The organism is Dysgonomonas sp. GY617, assembly GCF_015233815.1.
GTDB lineage: Bacteria > Bacteroidota > Bacteroidia > Bacteroidales > Dysgonomonadaceae > Dysgonomonas_A.
Genome location: NZ_JADCLR010000001.1, coordinates 130,072 through 150,057 on the forward strand (window position 1 = coordinate 130,072; position 19,986 = coordinate 150,057).

Annotated in this window: 12 protein-coding genes; 4 read left to right on the forward strand and 8 right to left on the reverse strand. The window is 38.2% G+C overall.

The features are described from left to right. Positions 1-20: 20 nt before the first annotated feature. The 6 genes from IR022_RS00470 to IR022_RS00495 form a co-directional block, all read right to left on the reverse strand. Positions 21-2,846 carry a glycoside hydrolase family 3 C-terminal domain-containing protein gene (locus tag IR022_RS00470; RefSeq protein ID WP_194202209.1) on the reverse strand — a complete coding sequence of 942 codons (2,826 nt, stop codon included), beginning with the start codon at positions 2,844-2,846 and terminating at the stop codon, positions 21-23. An 88-nt stretch (positions 2,847-2,934) separates the two neighbouring features. After that, positions 2,935-4,857 carry a heparinase II/III family protein gene (locus IR022_RS00475; protein WP_194202210.1) on the reverse strand — a complete coding sequence of 641 codons (1,923 nt, stop codon included), beginning with the start codon at positions 4,855-4,857 and terminating at the stop codon, positions 2,935-2,937. A gap of 249 nt (positions 4,858-5,106) precedes the next feature. Beyond that, positions 5,107-6,666 carry a sulfatase gene (locus IR022_RS00480; protein WP_050710763.1) on the reverse strand — a complete coding sequence of 520 codons (1,560 nt, stop codon included), beginning with the start codon at positions 6,664-6,666 and terminating at the stop codon, positions 5,107-5,109. Positions 6,667-6,883: 217 nt separating this feature from the next. Continuing rightward, on the reverse strand, positions 6,884-8,629 hold the full coding sequence (locus IR022_RS00485) for a RagB/SusD family nutrient uptake outer membrane protein (RefSeq protein WP_050710762.1): 1,746 nt from the start codon (positions 8,627-8,629) through the stop codon (positions 6,884-6,886). 11 nt (positions 8,630-8,640) lie between these two features. Then, entirely contained in the window at positions 8,641-11,817 is a 3,177-nt protein-coding gene (locus IR022_RS00490; protein ID WP_194202211.1) for a SusC/RagA family TonB-linked outer membrane protein, read from the reverse strand. A gap of 397 nt (positions 11,818-12,214) precedes the next feature. Further along, positions 12,215-12,751, reverse strand: a complete 537-nt coding sequence (locus tag IR022_RS00495) for an HDIG domain-containing metalloprotein (protein WP_194202212.1) — start codon at positions 12,749-12,751, stop codon at positions 12,215-12,217. A 62-nt stretch (positions 12,752-12,813) separates the two neighbouring features. On the opposite strand from IR022_RS00495, the gene IR022_RS00500 reads away from it, so the two are divergent. The 4 genes from IR022_RS00500 to IR022_RS00515 all read left to right on the forward strand — a co-directional run bounded on the left by IR022_RS00500 (position 12,814) and on the right by IR022_RS00515 (position 17,040). Continuing rightward, on the forward strand, positions 12,814-13,980 hold the full coding sequence (locus IR022_RS00500; protein WP_194202213.1) for an exo-beta-N-acetylmuramidase NamZ domain-containing protein: 1,167 nt from the start codon (positions 12,814-12,816) through the stop codon (positions 13,978-13,980). Positions 13,981-14,103: 123 nt separating this feature from the next. Then, positions 14,104-15,234: a hypothetical protein gene (locus tag IR022_RS00505; protein WP_194202214.1), complete on the forward strand. Its 1,131-nt coding sequence runs from the start codon at positions 14,104-14,106 to the stop codon at positions 15,232-15,234. A gap of 384 nt (positions 15,235-15,618) precedes the next feature. Further along, entirely contained in the window at positions 15,619-15,864 is a 246-nt protein-coding gene (locus IR022_RS00510; protein ID WP_050710757.1) for an RNA recognition motif domain-containing protein, read from the forward strand. 102 nt (positions 15,865-15,966) lie between these two features. After that, positions 15,967-17,040: an NAD(P)H-dependent flavin oxidoreductase gene (locus IR022_RS00515; protein ID WP_050710756.1), complete on the forward strand. Its 1,074-nt coding sequence runs from the start codon at positions 15,967-15,969 to the stop codon at positions 17,038-17,040. A gap of 491 nt (positions 17,041-17,531) precedes the next feature. Here IR022_RS00515 and IR022_RS00520 read toward each other — a convergent pair whose 3' ends face one another. Then, entirely contained in the window at positions 17,532-18,803 is a 1,272-nt protein-coding gene (locus IR022_RS00520; protein ID WP_194202215.1) for a peptidase U32 family protein, read from the reverse strand. Positions 18,804-18,935: 132 nt separating this feature from the next. Then, the gene (locus IR022_RS00525) at positions 18,936-19,853 is read right to left on the reverse strand and encodes a DMT family transporter (RefSeq protein WP_194202216.1); all 918 of its coding nucleotides are present in this window, start codon (positions 19,851-19,853) and stop codon (positions 18,936-18,938) included. Positions 19,854-19,986: the final 133 nt, after the last annotated feature.

Sequence of the window (19,986 nt, forward strand, 5' to 3'; positions counted from 1 at the left end):
GTTTGAAAAGAAATAATCTGTCAACGCTTTACTTTATCTAATTTCACTTCCGAAATAGATGCTTTGCCCGAAGTTATCACAATACGGACATCGCTAGCGATTGTTTTTGGAAACGAGTAAGCTGATAACTTTTCAGTCTCTTTGATTTCCCCCTTATACACTGTTAGAAATTGACCACCACCGCTTGATAATTGAATCTCGAAAGCAGCGGGGTGTTCTATGGCTTTCCAGTAAATACCTATTTTATCAGGCTGTGCGTTTTCGTCCATTACAAAAGTCAGATAGTCGCCACTAACACCATTCCATTCAGTATTGTTGTTATTGTCCAATACCATTGAAACCGATTCGTTTACTCCTGCAATTTTCTTTTGAACCATTTGTTCGCCGTAGGGTGCTACTGTAAGTATATCTTTCAGGCGAATATCTTCGGACGAGGCTCCGATCATAATGCGGAAATCTCCCGGTTCTATCACCCAATTATTATCTAGGTTGAGAAGTTCAAAATCTCTTGGATATAGAGTGAAAGATACCTCTTTGGTTTCTCCTGCTTTAAGATGTACGCGCTCAAATCCACGAAGATTTTTTTCATAGGTGGTTACCGAACTGATTATATCACGAGTATATAATTGTACAACCTCATCACCATCTCTGTTACCCGTATTTGTTATTTTACAACGTACAGTAACTTCTTGCTTGGGCGTGATTATAGCGGGCGATATAGAAAGGTCTGAGTATTTGAAAGTAGTATAGCTCAGTCCATATCCAAAAGGATACAAAGCTCCGTTAACTCGGCTCATATTACCTTGCATTCCTACGCTTTTACCACCATCTACTTGCGAAGCTGGTTTTGCAGGGAAATTGAATGGTATCTGCCCTACTGTTTTAGGGAATGTAACGGTAAGTTTCCCTCCCGGATTATAATCGCCGAAAAGCACATCGGCAATAGCTGTTCCACCTTGAGAGCCGGGATACCAAGCCTCTAAAATAGCAGGCACATATTTGTCTGCCCAGTTTATAGAATTGGGTCTTCCGTTTATCATAATCAAAACAACAGGTTTACCTGTAGCTTGAATGGCTTGCAATAGATTGAGTTGTCGTCCCGGTAAATCGAGGCTCGAGCGTGATTTATTCTCGCCGCAAGTTCTATTGTTACCTCCTAATACTACTATTGCAACATCACTTTTCAGAGCATTAGCAACAGCTTTGTCTATCTCAGCTTGTTCGTCAGTAGTTAGTGGACTTGGCAATATTTCCGATTCAGGCCAGTTAGCATCTACCAGATCACAACCTAGAGTATAAAGAACCTCTGTGTTTTTACCCACCTTAGCTGTTATACCATCCAATACAGACGACACTTCAACGGCTAAAGGTCCGTAATGAGTCAAAGCATACGAAGCATCGTTGGCATTGGGTCCGCAAATACTGATTGTTTTTATTTTGTCTTTCAACAAGGGTAGGGTATTGTTCTCATTCTTTAGTAAGACCAAAGATTCGCGTGATGCTTGTAAAGCAATCTGTTGGTTTTCTAAGCTGTTCACTTCTTTATCAGCAGCTTTTAAATCCATCTGATAAGGAGCATCGAATAATCCAACTAAGAATTTTACCCGAAGTATATCACGTACACGATCATCAATAGTTTCCATGCTTATACCTCCTTCGTGAATCAATTCTCTGAGAGGTAATACATAAGAGTCTGGTGAGCGGAAAGTACAACGTACATTTAATCCTGCTTCTACCGATTGACGTACCGACTCTTTCATGTCGGCAGATGTACCATGTTTAGAATGCAGATATTCAACCGCATCACTATCCGAAACTACATATCCTTTAAATCCCATCTCTTTGCGCAGAACGGTTGTCAGCCAATAATAGCTGCTTTGTATGGGGAATCCGTCGTAATCGTTATAGGCACTCATTGCTCCTAACAGTCCTGCTTCTTTTATAACACGTCTCCAAGGATATACATGTATGTTTTCAACTTCTCGAGGCGACATTTGAGGGTCTACACGAGCCATTCCTTCGCGTCCGCCTTTGTTGTTACTATATGCAATATAATGTTTGGCGGTAGATGCTACCTGATAATCTTTTTGCATACCTTTAGTCATGGCAACACCCAGTTCGGCAACCAAATAAGGGCTTTCGCCATACACCTCCTCGTAACGCCCCCATCGCTGGTCGCGTCCTACATCCAGAATAGGTGCATAGATATTTGTGTAACCCAATAAGCGACCTTCGCGTCCTGTGATATATCCTATTTTATTTACCAAATCTCGGTTCCATGTATGCCCCAATCCCAATTGAGTGGGAAAATTGGTAGCCATGTAACTTTCAACACCTCTGATACCTTCATTCGTAAAATCGGTAGGAATACCCAAGCGCGTTTCTTCAATAAAGAATCGTTGTACTTCATTCAACGCCCATGCATGACGTGATGCCGGCCACACAAATGGATTGTCGGATGGAGGTAATCCCCATTGCTGAAACCCGTTGAGGTGTTCGTCAATAGCTCCCATACCATCTTTCCAAAGCTTGTTTTTCCATTCGGGAGTGGGCAGGTCATCGGCTAAAACCCGTTTGTAACCGTATAGGGTAACCATCTGACAGGTTTTTTCGTTCACATTCATTTGGCTGAGCAAGTCTTCTATTCGGGCATCTATTGTGGCAGATGGATCTTCATATACATCCATCTTTCCATTTTTGTTGAAGTCTATCCATCCTTTATGGTAGATAGATTTTTTTGGTAACTGATAGATTATTAAATCTTTTGCAGGAGGTATACGCGAGTCTTGCTGAGCCGTTGCAAATAAACTAAGGCTAAATAAACTACACGTTAATAAATATCTCATAAGCTATGGTTTTGTAGGGTTTGAGGTCAGAGACCTTTTTATAGTTTTATTGTAGGGGCAAACTTATAGGTCTGCCCCTACAATGGCTTTATTTTTTCTTAATCACAAAGGAGTATTTTCCTTTCTTTACAGCATTTTTGGCGTTAAGAGATACTCTGTATATTTTTTCACCCCATACATTCGCTAGGCGAGGGTCGTCTAAAGTGATAGTTTCGATTGTGGGTGTAAAGCTGTTTTTATCATATTCCAAAACAGCCTTTTGTCCGTTTATGCTTATCGTAACTTCGCCTAAAGTATCTATGTTGATATCTCCCCATGTAAGGAAATTGATTTGATTGTTTACAGTAGCTTCATTTAAATCGAAAGTATCGTCAATAGCAACAGTTCCATTTTTAAGTTTGTAAGAACGAATCCATTGTTTAACGTGTGCAGTCTCGGGATATGCCTTAGATATATCTACCGAGAAAGTACTGCTCTTTGGATTGAAGGTAATGTTTGTTGCTTTGTATTGAGAGCCAAACGCCTGAGGTATTCCGTTGATGATAGGTAGATTGTGAAAGTTACTTTGCATTGTCCAGATAGAATATCTTTCGCTGCTGAATGTTTGTCTGGTATATGTACCCACACCTGCATCTATTATTACAGGTATATTATTGATATAGAGCGAGAATGTACCTATGTCGTTATGATTGTGGCTTTCATTATTGTATCCACCTTTGGTAGCTAGAAATAAACCAGCTTTATCTTTTATATAACAAAATTCGGTTTCGGGATACCATGTGTAATCGGGTGTAATATGTACAGGCTTTTGGCTGCTAAGTTCGTGTCTGTATAGTAAGGTTTGTAATGCACGGAAAATATCTATATCAGCCTTGAATTTCGATGGTTTTTGCTTTTCAAGATAAGCTGCAAATTGCATCATCTCGGTACTATTCACTGCCTTGCCATATCTGTATATCAATTGTTGGTCACCTCCACCTTTGGCAGAAGCATCCACAAAATTTACTACCCATCCGTCGCCAACGTACGATCTCGAAATGTATTCGCCCATATTTTTGATAATGGGTTCGTTGAATATCGAAACTTGACCATTTGTAATATTGCTTAGCAATTGCAAATAATCATACATTTTACCTGCTGCATGTCCCCAATACGATGGACCTTCCTCACATCCTCCATCGGAGTGTGTATAGTTGATAAATTTATCTACCGATTGCATGGTTCTGTATACTGCCTTTGCCAGTTGATCCTTGTCGTTTTCGAGAAGCATAAAAGTTTGCAGTACATTGAAGTTACACCATGGATTCCAGTTGTTTACCATTCCCCCCGGTTTAAGGTTGAACGCCATCCACCAGAAACGGTCTTCGTTCATATATGGGTCTAATGTGCGATCTTTTAGTTCGCGATACAAACGCTTCGATATGGCAGGATCTACTTTATCGAACTCGTTATTGAAAAAATAATAAGTCCATGCCAATACTGCGCTCAAATTTCCCGAACCCAAGTCTATCACTTGTTCGGTGTAATCGGGTAAAATTCTTTTGGAGTGCTGAGCTGTAAGATGAGCCGATAGTGCCCACGAAGTCATTTCGCACGATTGATAAACACCATTAATCAACTGATCCATGAAACGTCCTTTTCCTTCGGCTAATTCAGCCATTAGTAAAGCTACTACAGCTTGATTGTTACTGTTGTAAGGGTTTTGCATGATCTCGCGGTTGCCCGATCTTTCAAATTCCAGATAGTCGGTCGCTTTTACCACCCGCCATTCGTAGTTGAGGTATTTCTCTCCATCTTTTATTAGATCGGCTTTTGACTCTCCTAATAAGTTGTCCCAATCTTTACGATCGTTGTACTTAGGGTATGGTACCCATTTCTGATTCATGATCAGCATGCTTTTCAGACTTTCCATGTCTGCTTTTTTTACGAGCAGATTTTTTTCAGTATAAGCAAATGTATTTGCTGTGAGAAACAGCAAAAGAATAATGAGGATGTGTTTTTTGTTTTTCATAGTATCAGATTTTAAGCTCGCAGAGCTATTGGTTGTTTTGGTAAGTGTAATATTTAAAGCTGGTTATACTTATAAATATACGATAAAATACTTTCCAATATTTGTATATGAGTCTTTATCTATCCCCAATAGTAAACTACTTTTTGTTTTGGTATTATTTCGGTAATATGTAACTCTTTGTTGTCGTTTATTTTGATTGTAACTTATTTAAAATGAGCTTTTTTGTTGAGTAATGAAAAATCTGATAGCTTAAATAGCATTATAAGGGATTAGGTTACTCAAAATTTGTTCTCTGTACCAAGGATCGTTGGCTTGTTTCAAGAGGCGAACCATTTCTTCGGTCAATTGGTTTACAACCTCTTTGTGCTCTTTAATAGGTAGATTCTTCAATTGATATGGATCTTTTATATTATCGAACAGAAGAGTCTCTTTTAGAGCCTTGGTCTTTTTATCGATTGTAAATGTCAAAGTATACTGATCGGTAATAATTCCTCGGGATGTGGGGAAGTAAGAAATAACTTTCCCTTCTTCATTTTTGTCGCCATCTGCATTTTTTATATATAATGCACCTTTGGGTCTGTAATTGTTCTGCCCTTTTTCGTAAAATATATTAGCGTGGTTCAGACCTTCTACGGTTGATGGTATTTGCTTATCGAGTCCGCATAACCCTAATAGAGTTGGCATAATATCGGGTGAGGATAGCAGCAAATTATCAACACGATGTTTTATTTTTTCAGGATAGCGAACAATAAAGGGTACGTTTACCGCTTCGTTGTAAGGCGAGTTTTTAGGATCTTCAAGCCCTTGACTGCACATTGTTTCCCCGTGATCGGAGGTAAATACAACGATCGTATTCTTGTCTAATCCTTGCTCTTTGAGGGCTTGTAGTATGCGACCGAATTCACGATCTACACCTGTTACCGATGCAAAATAGTAGGGTGCTGATCGGGTTTTTTCCATTGATAAGTCAGCGTTCGGACGAATGAGCAGTTGATCCGTAGGCTTGTCTTTATATAGATTATAATCCTCTTCCATACAATCTTCTAACGATCCGTAAGGGCTATGTGGAGGATTCATACTTATTACCATAAAGAAAGGCTTCTTAGGGTCGCGAACCCCATCTTTATTTTGCAAATAGGCAATAGCCATATCTGCTTCATGTATGGGCGACCACTTGTTTATATCGTGCCTTTTTCCTTGAGTATCCCAGTAATGAGGGTGCTTGTGCACATCAAAAGTGCCGTACGAATACCAATAATTAAACCCGTGTCGTCTCTCGGGTGGAGTATAAGCATCCCACACAGGCTGTTTGTCTTCCACATACTGTCCGGGATTGGCAGGGTCATTTGGGGTAGGGTAGTCTACATGAAGTTTACCGATGTATGCACAGTCGTATCCTGCCATGCTGAAAACATCGCTTATGTTGTTGGTCTCTGTTTTGAGACTGCTGATTGGTCGGTTTGAATTGCAATTGAGTGTTACTCCACTATTCTCAGGGTACATACCCGTAAGAAACATGCCTCTATGAGGACTGCTTATCGGGCAATTGCTTATTGCCGAAGATAGTACGAGCGACTCGTTTGCAAATTTATTTAGATTTGGGGTCTGTACGGGATCTCCCCTAAAATTTACTTTATCATTGTATCCTTCCTGATTCCAGAATTCCATTGCGTGATTGCGCATCTGATCGGGAAATATATAGATAACATTGGGTAAAGTAGGTTCTGTTATGATTTTCTCGGACTTACAACTTACTAAAGAGAGTAAACCTAATCCTCCTAAAACGATATTTATATTTTTTCTCTTCATTCCTGTAATGTTTATTAAGTTGAGGTTGTAATTTATCTTCGTCTTTTGTGATAATAACTATATCTGCTTATTCTGTTTCTTAAATAGTAAAAAAGATATGAGACCTTAAAATAAATTATATGGGCGTATTTCAGCCCATATAATTTATAAAAAGTACTGATGTGTTTTTCGAGTAAATAGATTGTATATCGAAGTTATTCTTTCTTTTAGGAAAGGTTTAATCCCATCCGGGGTTGTTTGGTTTCAGGTTAGGATTTCTTTCTATCTCAACGCCGGGTATAGGCCATAACATATCTTTTTCTGTAAACGAACGCGTCAATAAGCGTTTTCCTGTTACCCCATATACATCTCCGGGCAATGTTTTTAGAGCTATGCCCCATCTACGAAGATCGCTCCAGCGATGTCCTTCGGCTGCAAGTTCTACGGCACGTTCTTGTTTGATTCTCTCAAAAACCTGATCCTTAGATGATGCGGCTAGCCATGCAGGTCCACTGTTTATAGCAGGCATATTGGTAGATGCACGTTGACGTACTTTGTTGATGTATTGAACGGCTGTTGCCTGATCGCCCAATTCGTTTTTACATTCTGCATACATTAGGTATACATCAGCAAGACGTATCAATGGGAAATTTATAGGTGTATGAGCACGGTTGTTGATTCCTCCGTTCATGTTGCCTTCGGCTACAAATTTGCGGAAGATATAACTTTCAGTCCAAGCACCGTTTATTCTGATAAATCCGTTTACTTCGTTAGGAGCAACATTTCTGGCAATTACCATTTCGCATGTTTTAGTTTGGTTACTTACCCATCCCAGATATTTAGTGAAGGGAAGTATAACAGTTGCATCCATACGTGGATCTCTCTCTTTATACATATCCAATACTATATCTCTGTTTTTTGCATAAGCTTCTACAGTTTTACCGTCTTTGGTAAGGGTCGAAACAAATGTTTCGTCTTTGACTGTTGTACTTTCGTTGAAGCCGGGTATGAAATCGTTCCAATTGAAAGGTTTACCGTCTTTACGTTCGTACATATTCAGAAGTGTTGCCGATGGCATTACATTGTTCCAGCAACTGCCAAATGTACTGCGTGTTCCCATATAGAAAGTCATTGGCATACCATAGTCTTTACCTACTCCACCAGCGTTTTGTATAGCGAAGACCATTTCGTTACTCTTATGACCTTCTGGTTTGAAAAGGTTCACATAATCGTTGTATAAAGAATAGTTATAGCCTTTGCCCGAAGGATCGAGAATTATTTCTTCGAAATCTTTAGCGGCATTTGCGTATTCTTTTTTGTATAAATATACTTTACCTCTCAAGCCGTATACCGAACCTTTTGTAGCACGTCCATAATCACTGGCTTCCCATTTTACGGGTAAGTTGCTTTCTGCGGCGTAATTCAAGTCGTTAAGTATAAATTGAAATACTTCTTCAACTGTATTTCTAGGCTTTTTAAGATCGTTATAATCAGTAGGTAGATTTACAGTTTCGTCATACAATGGTATTGCACCATAAAAATTGTATAATTCGAAGTAGTAAACGGCACGTAAGAATCTAGCTTCTGCCAGAAAACGAGTTTTCAGTTCGTCACTAAGGCTGGTTACCCCTGGCACTTTTTGTATTACCAGATTGGCTCTCATTACACCATCGTATAACGATTTCCATTTGTCTTGTACCATTGCAGTACGGTCGTTGTATGTGCCCAATATAACGGGTCCAAAACCATAGTTGTCGTATCCTACGCCAATGTCGGACATGTTATCCTGTGCGAATTTAAGACCGAAGGCATTGTCATTCTTAAGTGCTGCATATACGCCCATCATCCCTTGATTAACTTGCGTTTCGTTTTGCCAGAAGATAGCATCTCCTACCTGATCGAAGGGATGTCTGTCTAAATCGTAGCATCCATTTAGGGAAAGTGCTGCAATAACAGCAGTCAATAATATTTTATATTTTTTCATAGTGAATCAATTTAGAATGATAGATTTATACCTATTACAGCTTGTCTCATTGTTGGATAGTCAACACCACTTACTTCAGGATCTAGTCCATCGTATTTAGTGAATGTGAAGAAGTTTTCTAAACTGCCGTATATGCGTAGTTTATCTAATGAGAAGCGGTTAACAAGAGCCTTAGGCAGCGTGTATCCTAGTTGAATATTCTTGATTTTAACAAAAGACTTATTCTGTACCCAGAAATCGCTGACACGGGTGTTTCTGTCATCACTGAATTCCAATAAACGAGGGTATTTTGCACTACCTTGCATATCCTTATGCCATCTGCCATCAGCGAGTTGTTTGTTCAATTGGTATCCTGAGCGAACTTGTGGGCGGAAATAGTTGTCCAACCAATATTGCTCTACACCTGTTACTCCTTGTATCAAGACAGCACAATCGAATCCTCTGTAAGATGCACCGAAATTAAGACCGAACGTGAATTTTGGAGTTTTACCGTTACCAATAGGCACACGGTCGTCGTCGTTTAATACACCATCGCCGTTTGTATCCTTATAAAGTAAGTCACCTAATTCGGGGCGTTTTATTGTAGAGAAAGGATTTCTTTGTTTTCCGGTTGCAGGGTCAATAGGAGCATTGTCAACAAGAGCTTGAACATAATCCAAATCTGCTTGAGTTTGTACTAAACGATCTACCTTATAACCAAATTGGGTATTAATGGCATATCCTTCTTTTATCATATTAGCACCATCTAAAGAGCTTTCGTCACCTTTAAAACGGGTTACTTTATTATTCAAGAAAGTTGCATTTCCATTCACAAAATACGATACGTTTTGTATTTTATCTTGCCATCCGGCAGTCAATTCAAGACCTTTGTTTACTACTGTTCCTGCATTTTGACGAGGTATAGAAGCGTTACCGTTTACAAGTGGAGCGGGAAGGTCGATAAGTATATCGTCGGTTTTTTTGTGGAAAACCTCAATTGTACCTGTCAACTTGTTATTTATAAAGCCCATATCTACCGCTAAGTTGGTAATTTTACTTCTTTCCCATGTAAGTAGAGCATTAGGTATTGCGGAACGTGCAATTCCCATTGCTATTTCGTTATTCAAAATATAATTACTGCTCGAATACAATGATTGTGCATCGTAGTTTCCGTTTATGTCTGCATCTGTACTTCTCAAAGCGTTGTTACCGAGCACACCATATGATGCACGGAATTTCATATTGCTAAGTCCTGATGCTACAAGATCAGTCATAAAAGGCTCTTGATCTACTCTCCATGCGGCAGATGCCGATGGGAAATATCCCCAACGATTGTCTTTAAGGAAACGAGATGAACCGTCGGCACGTAGGTTGAATTCGAATAGGTATTTGTTATCCCAATTAAGATTTATTCTGCTAAAGAACGATCTCATAGCCCATTCTACAGTGTTTCCCGAAGAGCTGGCTGCGCCGGTAGCTCCATCAATAGCACCTAATCCCGGATCGAGCAAATCTTGTTTTGTGGTTTTAAACCATTTGTATCTGAATAGTTCCTGACTGGCTCCAACCATTGCGCTGTAATCAAGCTTCGAAACTTTGTTTTCGTAACGTGCAACCGCATCCATGGTGTAATTATTCCATTTATAATCATTATTCATGATAGAGGTTTTACCTATACCTGTTGATGTTAATGTATTTGTAAGGAAGTTCCATTGCTCTATAAATACAGGTTTAGAATCGTCTGTCTTATTGGTGAATATATAGTTGAAAGAACCTGTTAGAGTAAAGCCTTTGAATGGAGCTAATGTTCCATAGAAACGAGTCTTTATGTTTCGGCTTTCTATATCGCCCGTGGTGTTATTTAAGCGATAAAATGGATTGTTAGCTGCTGTTTGAGCATCGTCTTCACTGTTGTTTATAGAACCATATCGTCCATCGGGTGCACGGAATACCATACCCGGAGTAGTGGCTGCTGAGTATGTGAATACATCTTTCACCTTATTGGTTCCTTGTTCCGTAAAAGCCATGTGACCACTGAGGTTGGTTCCTAGTTTTAACCATGGTTTTACATTAGCCTCTAAGTTAATACGGGTGTTGTATTTTTTGTAACCCGAGTTTTCCATAACTCCCGGAGTGTTCAAAAATCCGAAAGATGTGAAGAATGTAAACTTGTCCGAACCACCACTTAATGCAAGGTTATGATTGCTTCCCAATGATGTTGAGAACAATTCATCCATTAAGTTGGTGTTAGGATACATCAATTGATCGCCACGCTCGTTATCTCTCCATAGTTGAATGGTTTTATCCGTAAATCGGGTAGGGAGGTTCGAGTTGGAATACCCCTCATTAATAAGTTCCATGTAATTGGCGTAGTTCGATACCAGATCGAATGTTTTGCCTACCGACTCCCACGACATATAGCCGTTGTATTCGATCTTTACATCTCCTTTTTTACCCATGCGAGTAGTAATAAGGATAACTCCATTAGCTGCTCTCGATCCGTAGATTGCTGCCGAAGCTGCATCTTTCAGTACCGATAAGTCTTCGATGTCCTGAGGGTCTACACTACTTAAGCTACCTTCTACACCATCTATAATAACAAGTGGAGCGGCATTGTTTAAAGTTCCCTGACCCCTAATCATAATAGATGCTGTATTGTCGCCCGGTCTGTTCGATCCCGAAGTAACCTGCACACCGGCAGCCATACCCGCCAATCCTTGTGAAATGTTGCTGATAGGACGGCTTTCTACCAATTCGTTCATTCTGATGTTGGCTACCGAGCCACTCAGATTCACTTTCTTCTGAACACCATATCCTACAACTACCACCTCGTCAAGAGTTTGTGTATCCTCTTTCAGTGTGATGTTTAATGTAGTTTGGTCTCCAACTCTGACTTCCTGATTCAGATAGCCTACATACTGTACTGCTATAACGGCATTGGATGGAACATTGATTGTGAATTTTCCATCTAAATCGGTCACAGTTCCTACAGTAGTACCTTTAACTATAACTGTAGCTCCAATAATGGGATCGCCGCTTTGGTCTACAATAGTTCCTGCTACTTGTCTCTGGTCGGTTTGGTTGATAGCTGTGTTTTCCACCACTATGTTTTTCTCTGCAAAAGCAATTCCTGTTGTAAGGAAAAGCATTGTACCCCCTATTAATATTCGTCTGAATAATGGGGAATAGTAAACTCGCTTGTTTATCATAAGCTTTAAAGTTGAAAAAAGGTTAATCACTTAGAGTCGATACTCTATGGTCTTCGAAAGGTTAACGTATTTAATGTTTCAAACCAAAATTAGTATTCTTTAAGGAGGGGTAGGTGTCTATTTCGTCTGAATTAAGGGTGCAAATAGTCCAATGCGATCTATTTAACATGTGCTTTATAATGCTTGTGTGGATGCGGATTGTGTATTATGTCGCTCTCTTATAATGACTAGAGGTTATTGTAAAGTATTTGCGATGCATATAACGAAGAATATATATTTTTTTGCATATTTTGTTAACATGCAAAAATGATTCGTTCGAAAAAATAGGCTTTCGGAACAGAGATATTTTTATTTTTTGTGGAATTATGGGTGACTAAAATAAAGCAATATGATATTGTTACAAGAATAGTTCGCACCATTGAGTAAACTGTTTAACCGATCTGTCTCCAAACTTAGCCAATTTGCTTTTGATTATTTCTATTGGTTTTTCTTCACCCAGATGTGTTTTTGAGAAAAAGCAATCCGAGAAGCATATCAATTGTTCTTCGATACTTATAGGCATCATCTCACGATGAGGCAGTGGTAGGTGTTGTGCGATAATCTCATCAAGAGTCAATCCTGCACCGGTGTGTCTCTCGCAAACTAAAGCGTGTTTTGGGTATCCTTCTTTTTGTAATAATTCGCTTCCTAAATATCCATGAGCCATATATGGGTATTTACCAATGCAATCAATGGAGGGAGCGTTTGTCATAAAGATGCCAATGTCGTGTAGCATACCAGCTTCACGTACAAATTGCATATCGATATTCAGTTCGGGATGCTTCTTTGCAATATCCAGAGCTTTTCTGGTTACATCCGAGCTGTGATTTACCAATATATTGTATAGAGATGAACTCTCTTCGTAGTATTTTTTGATTATATCGATAGGATTCATTTATCAAAGGCTTTATTTAGACGACAATAACACTTATCTTTACATCATAAACAACGAATTCTATGAAAAAAGGTTTTTTATTAATACTGTTTTCTGTTCTTTTTTGTGCTTTAACTTCCGGAGCAGATAAAATAAAGGTAGGAGCCGATCAATTGGATAAACTTCTTCCTCTGGTGAAGAACAAGAATGTAGCACTCGTTGTTAATCATACGAGCTGTCTGACAGATGGTACACATCTGCTCGATGCTCTTTTGTCTCAAGATGTAAATGTAGTTAAAATTTTTGCACCCGAGCATGGTTTCAGAGGAAATGCCGATGCCGGAGAGCAGGTTGCCGATGGCAAAGATGTAAAGTCGGGTATACCCTTGATGTCGTTATATGGTAAGAACAAAAAGCCGTCAGCCGAAATGCTAAATGGTATTGATGTCGTGATTTTTGATATTCAGGATGTAGGAGCACGATTTTATACCTATATAAGTACAATGCACTATGTAATGGAGGGTTGTGCCGAAAACAAGAAGGAATGTATAATACTAGATCGTCCTAATCCACATGATTATATTGATGGTCCGGTTTTAGAATTACCCTATAAATCATTTGTCGGGATGCATCCTATACCTGTATTGCACGGTTTAACGGTTGGTGAGTTGGCTCAAATGATAAATGGTCAGGGTTGGTTAAAAGGTAAACTAATATGTGATCTGAAAGTTATTACAGTAAAAGGCTGGAAACATGGCGATCCTTATTCATTACCTATCAAGCCATCACCCAATTTGCCAAACGATCAGGCAATAAAGCTATATGCTTCTCTTTGTTTCTTCGAAGCTACGGGAGTGAGTGTTGGTAGAGGAACTTATTTTCCGTTTCAGGTAGTTGGTTATCCAAATCCTAAATTCGGGTCGTTTACTTTTACACCTGTTTCTTTACCCGGCTTTGAAAAGAATCCGTTGCAAAAAGACAAGCTTTGTTATGGGCATGATCTTCGAAATATTCCGTTTGATAAGGGATTAACGCTTTCCTATTTGCTCGACTTTTATAAGAAATCGGGATTAGGAGTAAAGTTTTTTACATCTCCTCGTTTTATGAATCTGCTATCGGGTACAAGTAACCTGCAAAAGCAGATTATAGCAGGTCAATCGGAAGACGCTATTCGTAAAACATGGCAAAAGGGATTGGATGACTATAAACAAATGAGAAAGAAATATCTTCTGTACGAAGATCAGTACTAAATAAATTGAACTGTATAAATTGCTGTATTTCTTAGCCATGGCTAAGAGTTGCGGTTTAATTATTGAAAACAATAAATAGGTCTGAGACCAGAATTGAAACGAATACCGTAATCGGATAAACATATGTCAGATAGTAAGCAGTGCCCATTTTGTAGCAGACCTATAAGAGAGGATGAAAATATTTGTGAAGAGTGTAAAGATCATATGGATCATCAGTACACTACTGATTTTTTAGATGGAAATTTACCTACGCAGTCAGACAGCGAACCCAAAGCTGAGTCTGAAGAGGTGGTAGAGCCATCAATAGAGATAGAGAATGAAGCAGAAGAAATAATTGTTCCTGTATCAGAAACAACAACTAAGAAACGTTCTAAAATATCTAAAGGTGTTCTCTTTTTAATTTTCGGATCTATCCTTCTTATTATTATAGGAGTTATAGGTGCTTTAAATATTGCTCATACCCGCGATTCGGATGAGCGTCAGGAAATGTTCTGGATGAAGTGTGTTGAAGAGAATACACCATTATCATATTCTAAATATTTGGTGAGATATCCCGAGGGTAACTTTGCCGAAGAGGCCGAGAAACGAATAAGAGCATCGCGTGAAGCCGAAGTGCAAGCATGGGAAAAACTACGAAAATCGTCAGATATAAATGCGTTTTATGCATATCTGAGCGAGAATCCTAAAACACCACATTTGGATCAGATCCGTATAATTATGGATTCGCTAAGCTGGAATACTACGTTGAAAGATAATACAGCGGATGCTTATAAGGCTTATCTGGAAAATATTGATCTAGGTAATATTACAGGTTCTCATAAAAATGAAGCAAAAGAGAAATACGACTATCTGTCTCAGATTGTAGTATTGAGCGGAGCATCACTCGAAAGTCTAAAGCTCGATTTAGGCGATTTCTTTAAAAAACTATCGGAGAATAAGCCGAAAGATTTACTTAAGAAGTTTGCACCTAAAGCATTCTATTATACAGCCGAAATGAGTAGTACCGAGATTGTAGCTACAATAACAAAAGAATACTCGGATAAAAAGATAAAGAAGGTAACTTATACTCTTCAACCTGAATCTATATTGGCTAAGCAAGATAATGCTGGCGTTGTTTTCGTTGAATTGTCTGTGGGAAAAGAAATTGTTTACGACATAAAAAAGAAGAAAAACGACAATTTAAAACAAAACCTGCTACTTGAGTTCAATAGTGATAAGTTAGTACAATCAATAAAAGTAAAAGGTTCTAAATAATATCACTTTGTGTTTAGTTTACTGTTTATAGAACTATAGTATAAACAGGCTTCTGCCTGCTTCCATCCTAAAAATGGCTTCAAATTTTGCTTGTCTCGTTAATGGTTGGTTAAACAATTAAAAGGAAAAATCAAAGATCTTTATAGTTAATTTATGTTTACGGAAATATAAAAAGTGTAAATTTGGTTCGTTTGAGAAAATAACCTCCAAGTATATAGTATGCATCCAGATAATTATTCCGTTCTTTCGTACTAGAAGCAAAAAGTTTATTTTGTTCTTTCTCTTCATTACTTTTCTTAATGTAAACTATTAAGTCTTCTATTGTTGAAATTAGACCTTATTCTACTTCTTGTTTTTAAAATCACTTAATTAAATTATATTGTTATGAACATTTATGTTGGAAATCTTAGCTACGAAGTTAAGGAATCAGATCTACAAGCATTAATGGCCGATTTCGGTCCAGTTGTTTCTGCTAAATTAATTATCGATAGAGCTTCAAATAGATCAAAAGGATTTGGATTTGTTGAAATGGAAAACGAGGCAGATGCAAAAAACGCTATCCAAACACTTAATGGAAAAGAGCATTTAGGTCGCCCTATGGTGGTTAAAGAAGCTATTCCAAAAGTATAATTTGCTTCGCCTTAACGGCTATTTAAAAAATTTAAAGAAGCTTTGGATTAACCAATACAGACAAATTCTGGGCATCTAGATTTGTCTGTTTTTATATTATATATGAAATCATTTTATATAGGAAACTTAGAAATTAAACTTCCAGTTATTCAGGGAGGTATGGGAGTTGGTGTGTCTCTATCGGGGTTAGCATCAGCAGTAGCTAACGAAGGCGGCATCGGGGTTATCTCATGTGCTGGTTTGGGACTTATGTACCGACAACCTGCTTCAAACTATTTGAGCGATTGTATTTGGGGATTGAAAGAAGAAATCAGAAAAGCAAAAGAAAAAACAAAAGGAGTAGTAGGTATCAATATAATGGTAGCCCTTACTAATTTTGCAGACATGGTACGTACATCTATTGCCGAAAAAGCGGATGTGATTTTTGCGGGAGCAGGTCTTCCTCTTGATCTACCGTCTTATCTTAAATCTGATAGCATCACTAAACTGGTGCCTATCGTATCCTCTTCGCGTGCAGCAAAAATAATTTGCGATAAATGGTTTACTAACTATAACTATTTACCGGATGCTATTGTAGTTGAAGGACCTAAAGCCGGAGGGCACTTAGGGTTTAAAACTACACAACTTGAGGACGAGAAATATTCGTTAGAACAAATCGTTCCCGAAGTTGTAGAAGTTGCAATGTCTTACAAAGAGCATAAAAATATACCTGTAATTGCTGCCGGAGGAATTCATTCGGGACAAGATATGTATCGTTTTATTGAAATGGGAGCATCAGGAGTACAAATGGGTACTATTTTTGTGACCACAGACGAGTGTGATGCATCACTTACCTTTAAGAATGTATTTATAGATTCTAAAGTGGAAGATATTAAAATCATTAATAGCCCCGTAGGTATGCCCGGAAGAGCAATCGATGGAATATTTATCAAGAAAGTGGAAAGCGGATCGGAAGTACCCAAAAGCTGTCCATACCATTGTATAAAAACCTGCGATTACTCTAAAAGTCCCTATTGTATTATTTTAGCGCTTTACAATGCTGCTAAAGGAAATATGAATAAAGGATATGCTTTTGCCGGAGTAAATGCCCATTTGGCAAACAAGATAATCAGTGTAAAAGAAACGATTGCTTTGCTTAAAGCTGAGTTTTTACTTGCTAAACAAGCTGTTTTGTAAGTGATTTAGAATTGCACTTGAGATAAAAAATGAGAGGGAGCGAATAATAATATTCACTCCCTCTTTCTCGTATAAAACACTAACACTAGAAAACATAAACTATAAAGAAAAAGGTGAGTTTACTTTTGAATGAAAAACTCGTAATGATGTGGAACACTCTTTTTTTGCTGTGAGAGGCGAACGAATCTCTTTAGCTGTTGTTCCGATTTTCTGAGATACTTACCTCCTTTCATAAGAAAATTAAGTACATACAGTTCGCTCTTTTTTTGTCTCAGTTATTTACCCTCTTTTACTTTGACTTCTTTAATCCCTTTTTCTATCTATTAAACATTGGATCAGTAAGATTAGTTTTAAAAAACGCTTTTTTTTCTAATTGATTTTTTTGATTTATCAATTGATTTTTTTGTATAACTATATGCTCTAAAATAGAAAAAGCGGGGAAAGTCTTTTCCTCGCTTATCTTTAACAATTATAAAATGGTTCAATGAGTTTTATTCTTTTTCAACAAACTTTTTCTTAGGGGTAACTTTAACTAATTTGAAAAGCTTGTCCGATGGACGAATTTTATCAGTAAGCTTTATTGAGAACTTTTCGCCCTTCACAGTTTCTTCTACCGAATTAAGATCTACACGTATTTCATCCACTATTTGAGTAACTGCACCTGTTGTAGGACCGGTGATCAGAATTTCGTCTCCAATCTTCAATGATTGAGTTTCCATTAAGAATTCGGCAACACCAATATTCGAAAAATACTTAAGTCCTTTACCTATATATATCTTTCTTTTGGTTGCTTCCGATCCGTAGTTCATCGACCATTCACCTAAACGTTGTCCCAAATAATAGCCGTCCCAGAATCCTCTGTTGAATACTGTTGCCAAACGTGTATCCCAATCAGCAATCTTCTCTTCTGAGAATGTGCCTTCGCAATGTGCCTTAACTGCTTCTTTGTAGCATTCAACAACTGTGCGTACATATTCTGCACCGCGCGCGCGTCCTTCTATTTTAAAGACACGTACACCTGCATCCATCATCTTGTTCATGAAGTGGATTGTCTTTAGGTCTTTGGGCGACATTATGTATTCGTTGTCTATCTCAAATTCCATATCACTTTCCTTGTCTTTCACAATGTAGCCTCTGCGACACATCTGATTACAAGCACCTCTGTTGGCTGAAAGATCTTTTTCGTGTAGGCTCAAATAACATTTACCCGAAACAGCCATACATAAAGCTCCATGGCTGAACATTTCTATTCGGATAAGTTCGCCGCTTGGTCCTTTTATATCTTGTTCTATTATATCATTATAAATATCAGCAACCTGATCGAGTGTAAGCTCTCGTGCCAATACTACTACATCTGCAAATTGTCCGTAGAATTTTAATGCTTCCGAATTTGTTATATTAAGCTGCGTCGAAAGGTGAACTTCTACGCCTATGCTGCGTGCATACATCATAACCGATACATCGGATGCTATAATTGCCGACAGATTAGCTGCTTTGGCTGCATCTACAATTTTATGCATGAGGCTAATGTCATTATCATAGATAATGGTGTTGACGGTCAGATAACTTTTCATGTTATTCTCCTGACATATCTTAACGATGTTTTTTAAATCGTCCAGTGTGAAATTGTTAGACGATTTGGCGCGCATATTTAAACCTTCGATACCGAAATAAATAGAATCGGCTCCACCTTGTATTGCCGCAGCCAGTGAGTCGTATGACCCAACGGGTGCCATGATTTCGAAATCAGCAATATTTTTCATTCAGAAATGCTATTATTAAGTAGTGTAAATAAAATAGGTCGTTGACCTTAAATCGGATGCAAAGATATAAATAAAAAAAGAGTCGCCCGATTACTCGTTCGACTCTTTACAATATTATATGGAGTGATCGTCCTATCTATTCCCAAGTTTGGGTTTATGGTTTACTTTAAATTTAATCTTTTTGGATATTATGTCGGAAAGAACAATCAGCGAAACGGATATTACAATGAGCAGGATTCCCAATGCCAAATTTTTGGTGAATACTTCCTTGAATGCGAAAATTCCTACACAAACAGCCGTTACCGGTTCCATGGCTCCAAGTACTGCGGTAGCGGTAGACCCAATGTACTGAACGGAATATACCATAGCAATGTTTGATACTACGGTTGCTAATAGTGCTAGCATGAGCAGATCGACTAGGCTTATTGCATCGGGAAACGCTTCTACTCCCCCCGATAAGGATGCTTTTACGAGAAAGAATAATGAACTGAAAATCATTGCATAAAGAGTAAGCTTATATCCAGACATGTTTCTTACGCTCGATTTATTGACTATCACAATATATATGGCATAAAAGAGTGCCGAAAGGAGTAATAGCCCGACTCCAAATAGATTCAACGAAGTACCATTTTCTCCTTTATATAATAGCGACACTCCCAGAAATGCAATGATGATAGCCAGTTGCGACACCTTTGGTATTTTTTCTTTAAAGAGAATAGCCATTAGCAAGGCTACAAATACGGGATAGAGAAAAAGTATGGTGGCAGCAGTGCCTACTGCTATAAATTGATATCCCCAGAATAAGAACTGTGCAGACATAGCAAAGAGTATCCCCAGAGAAACAAGGGGGAGTAATTCTTTCTTGGTGATTGCAAAAGATTCTTTTTTGACCAACATCAGCAAGGCAATCAGTAAAGATGTGCAGGTGAAGCGGTAGAATAATACCGAATCGTAAAGCATTCCTTTCTTTAGTATCGGAATGGCAAATAGGGGAATCAGACCATATGTTGCTGATGATAAACAACCCCAAAAATAACCTTTAACTCTCATTTTTTTTTATAGCCGCTTGATAAATTACTATCAAATAAATACACTATATGATATGCGGTGCAAATTTAGAATTTCTTTCAGATTTCGATCATAAAAATCAGTAATATTTATGAGTGTATTCAAAATTAAAAAG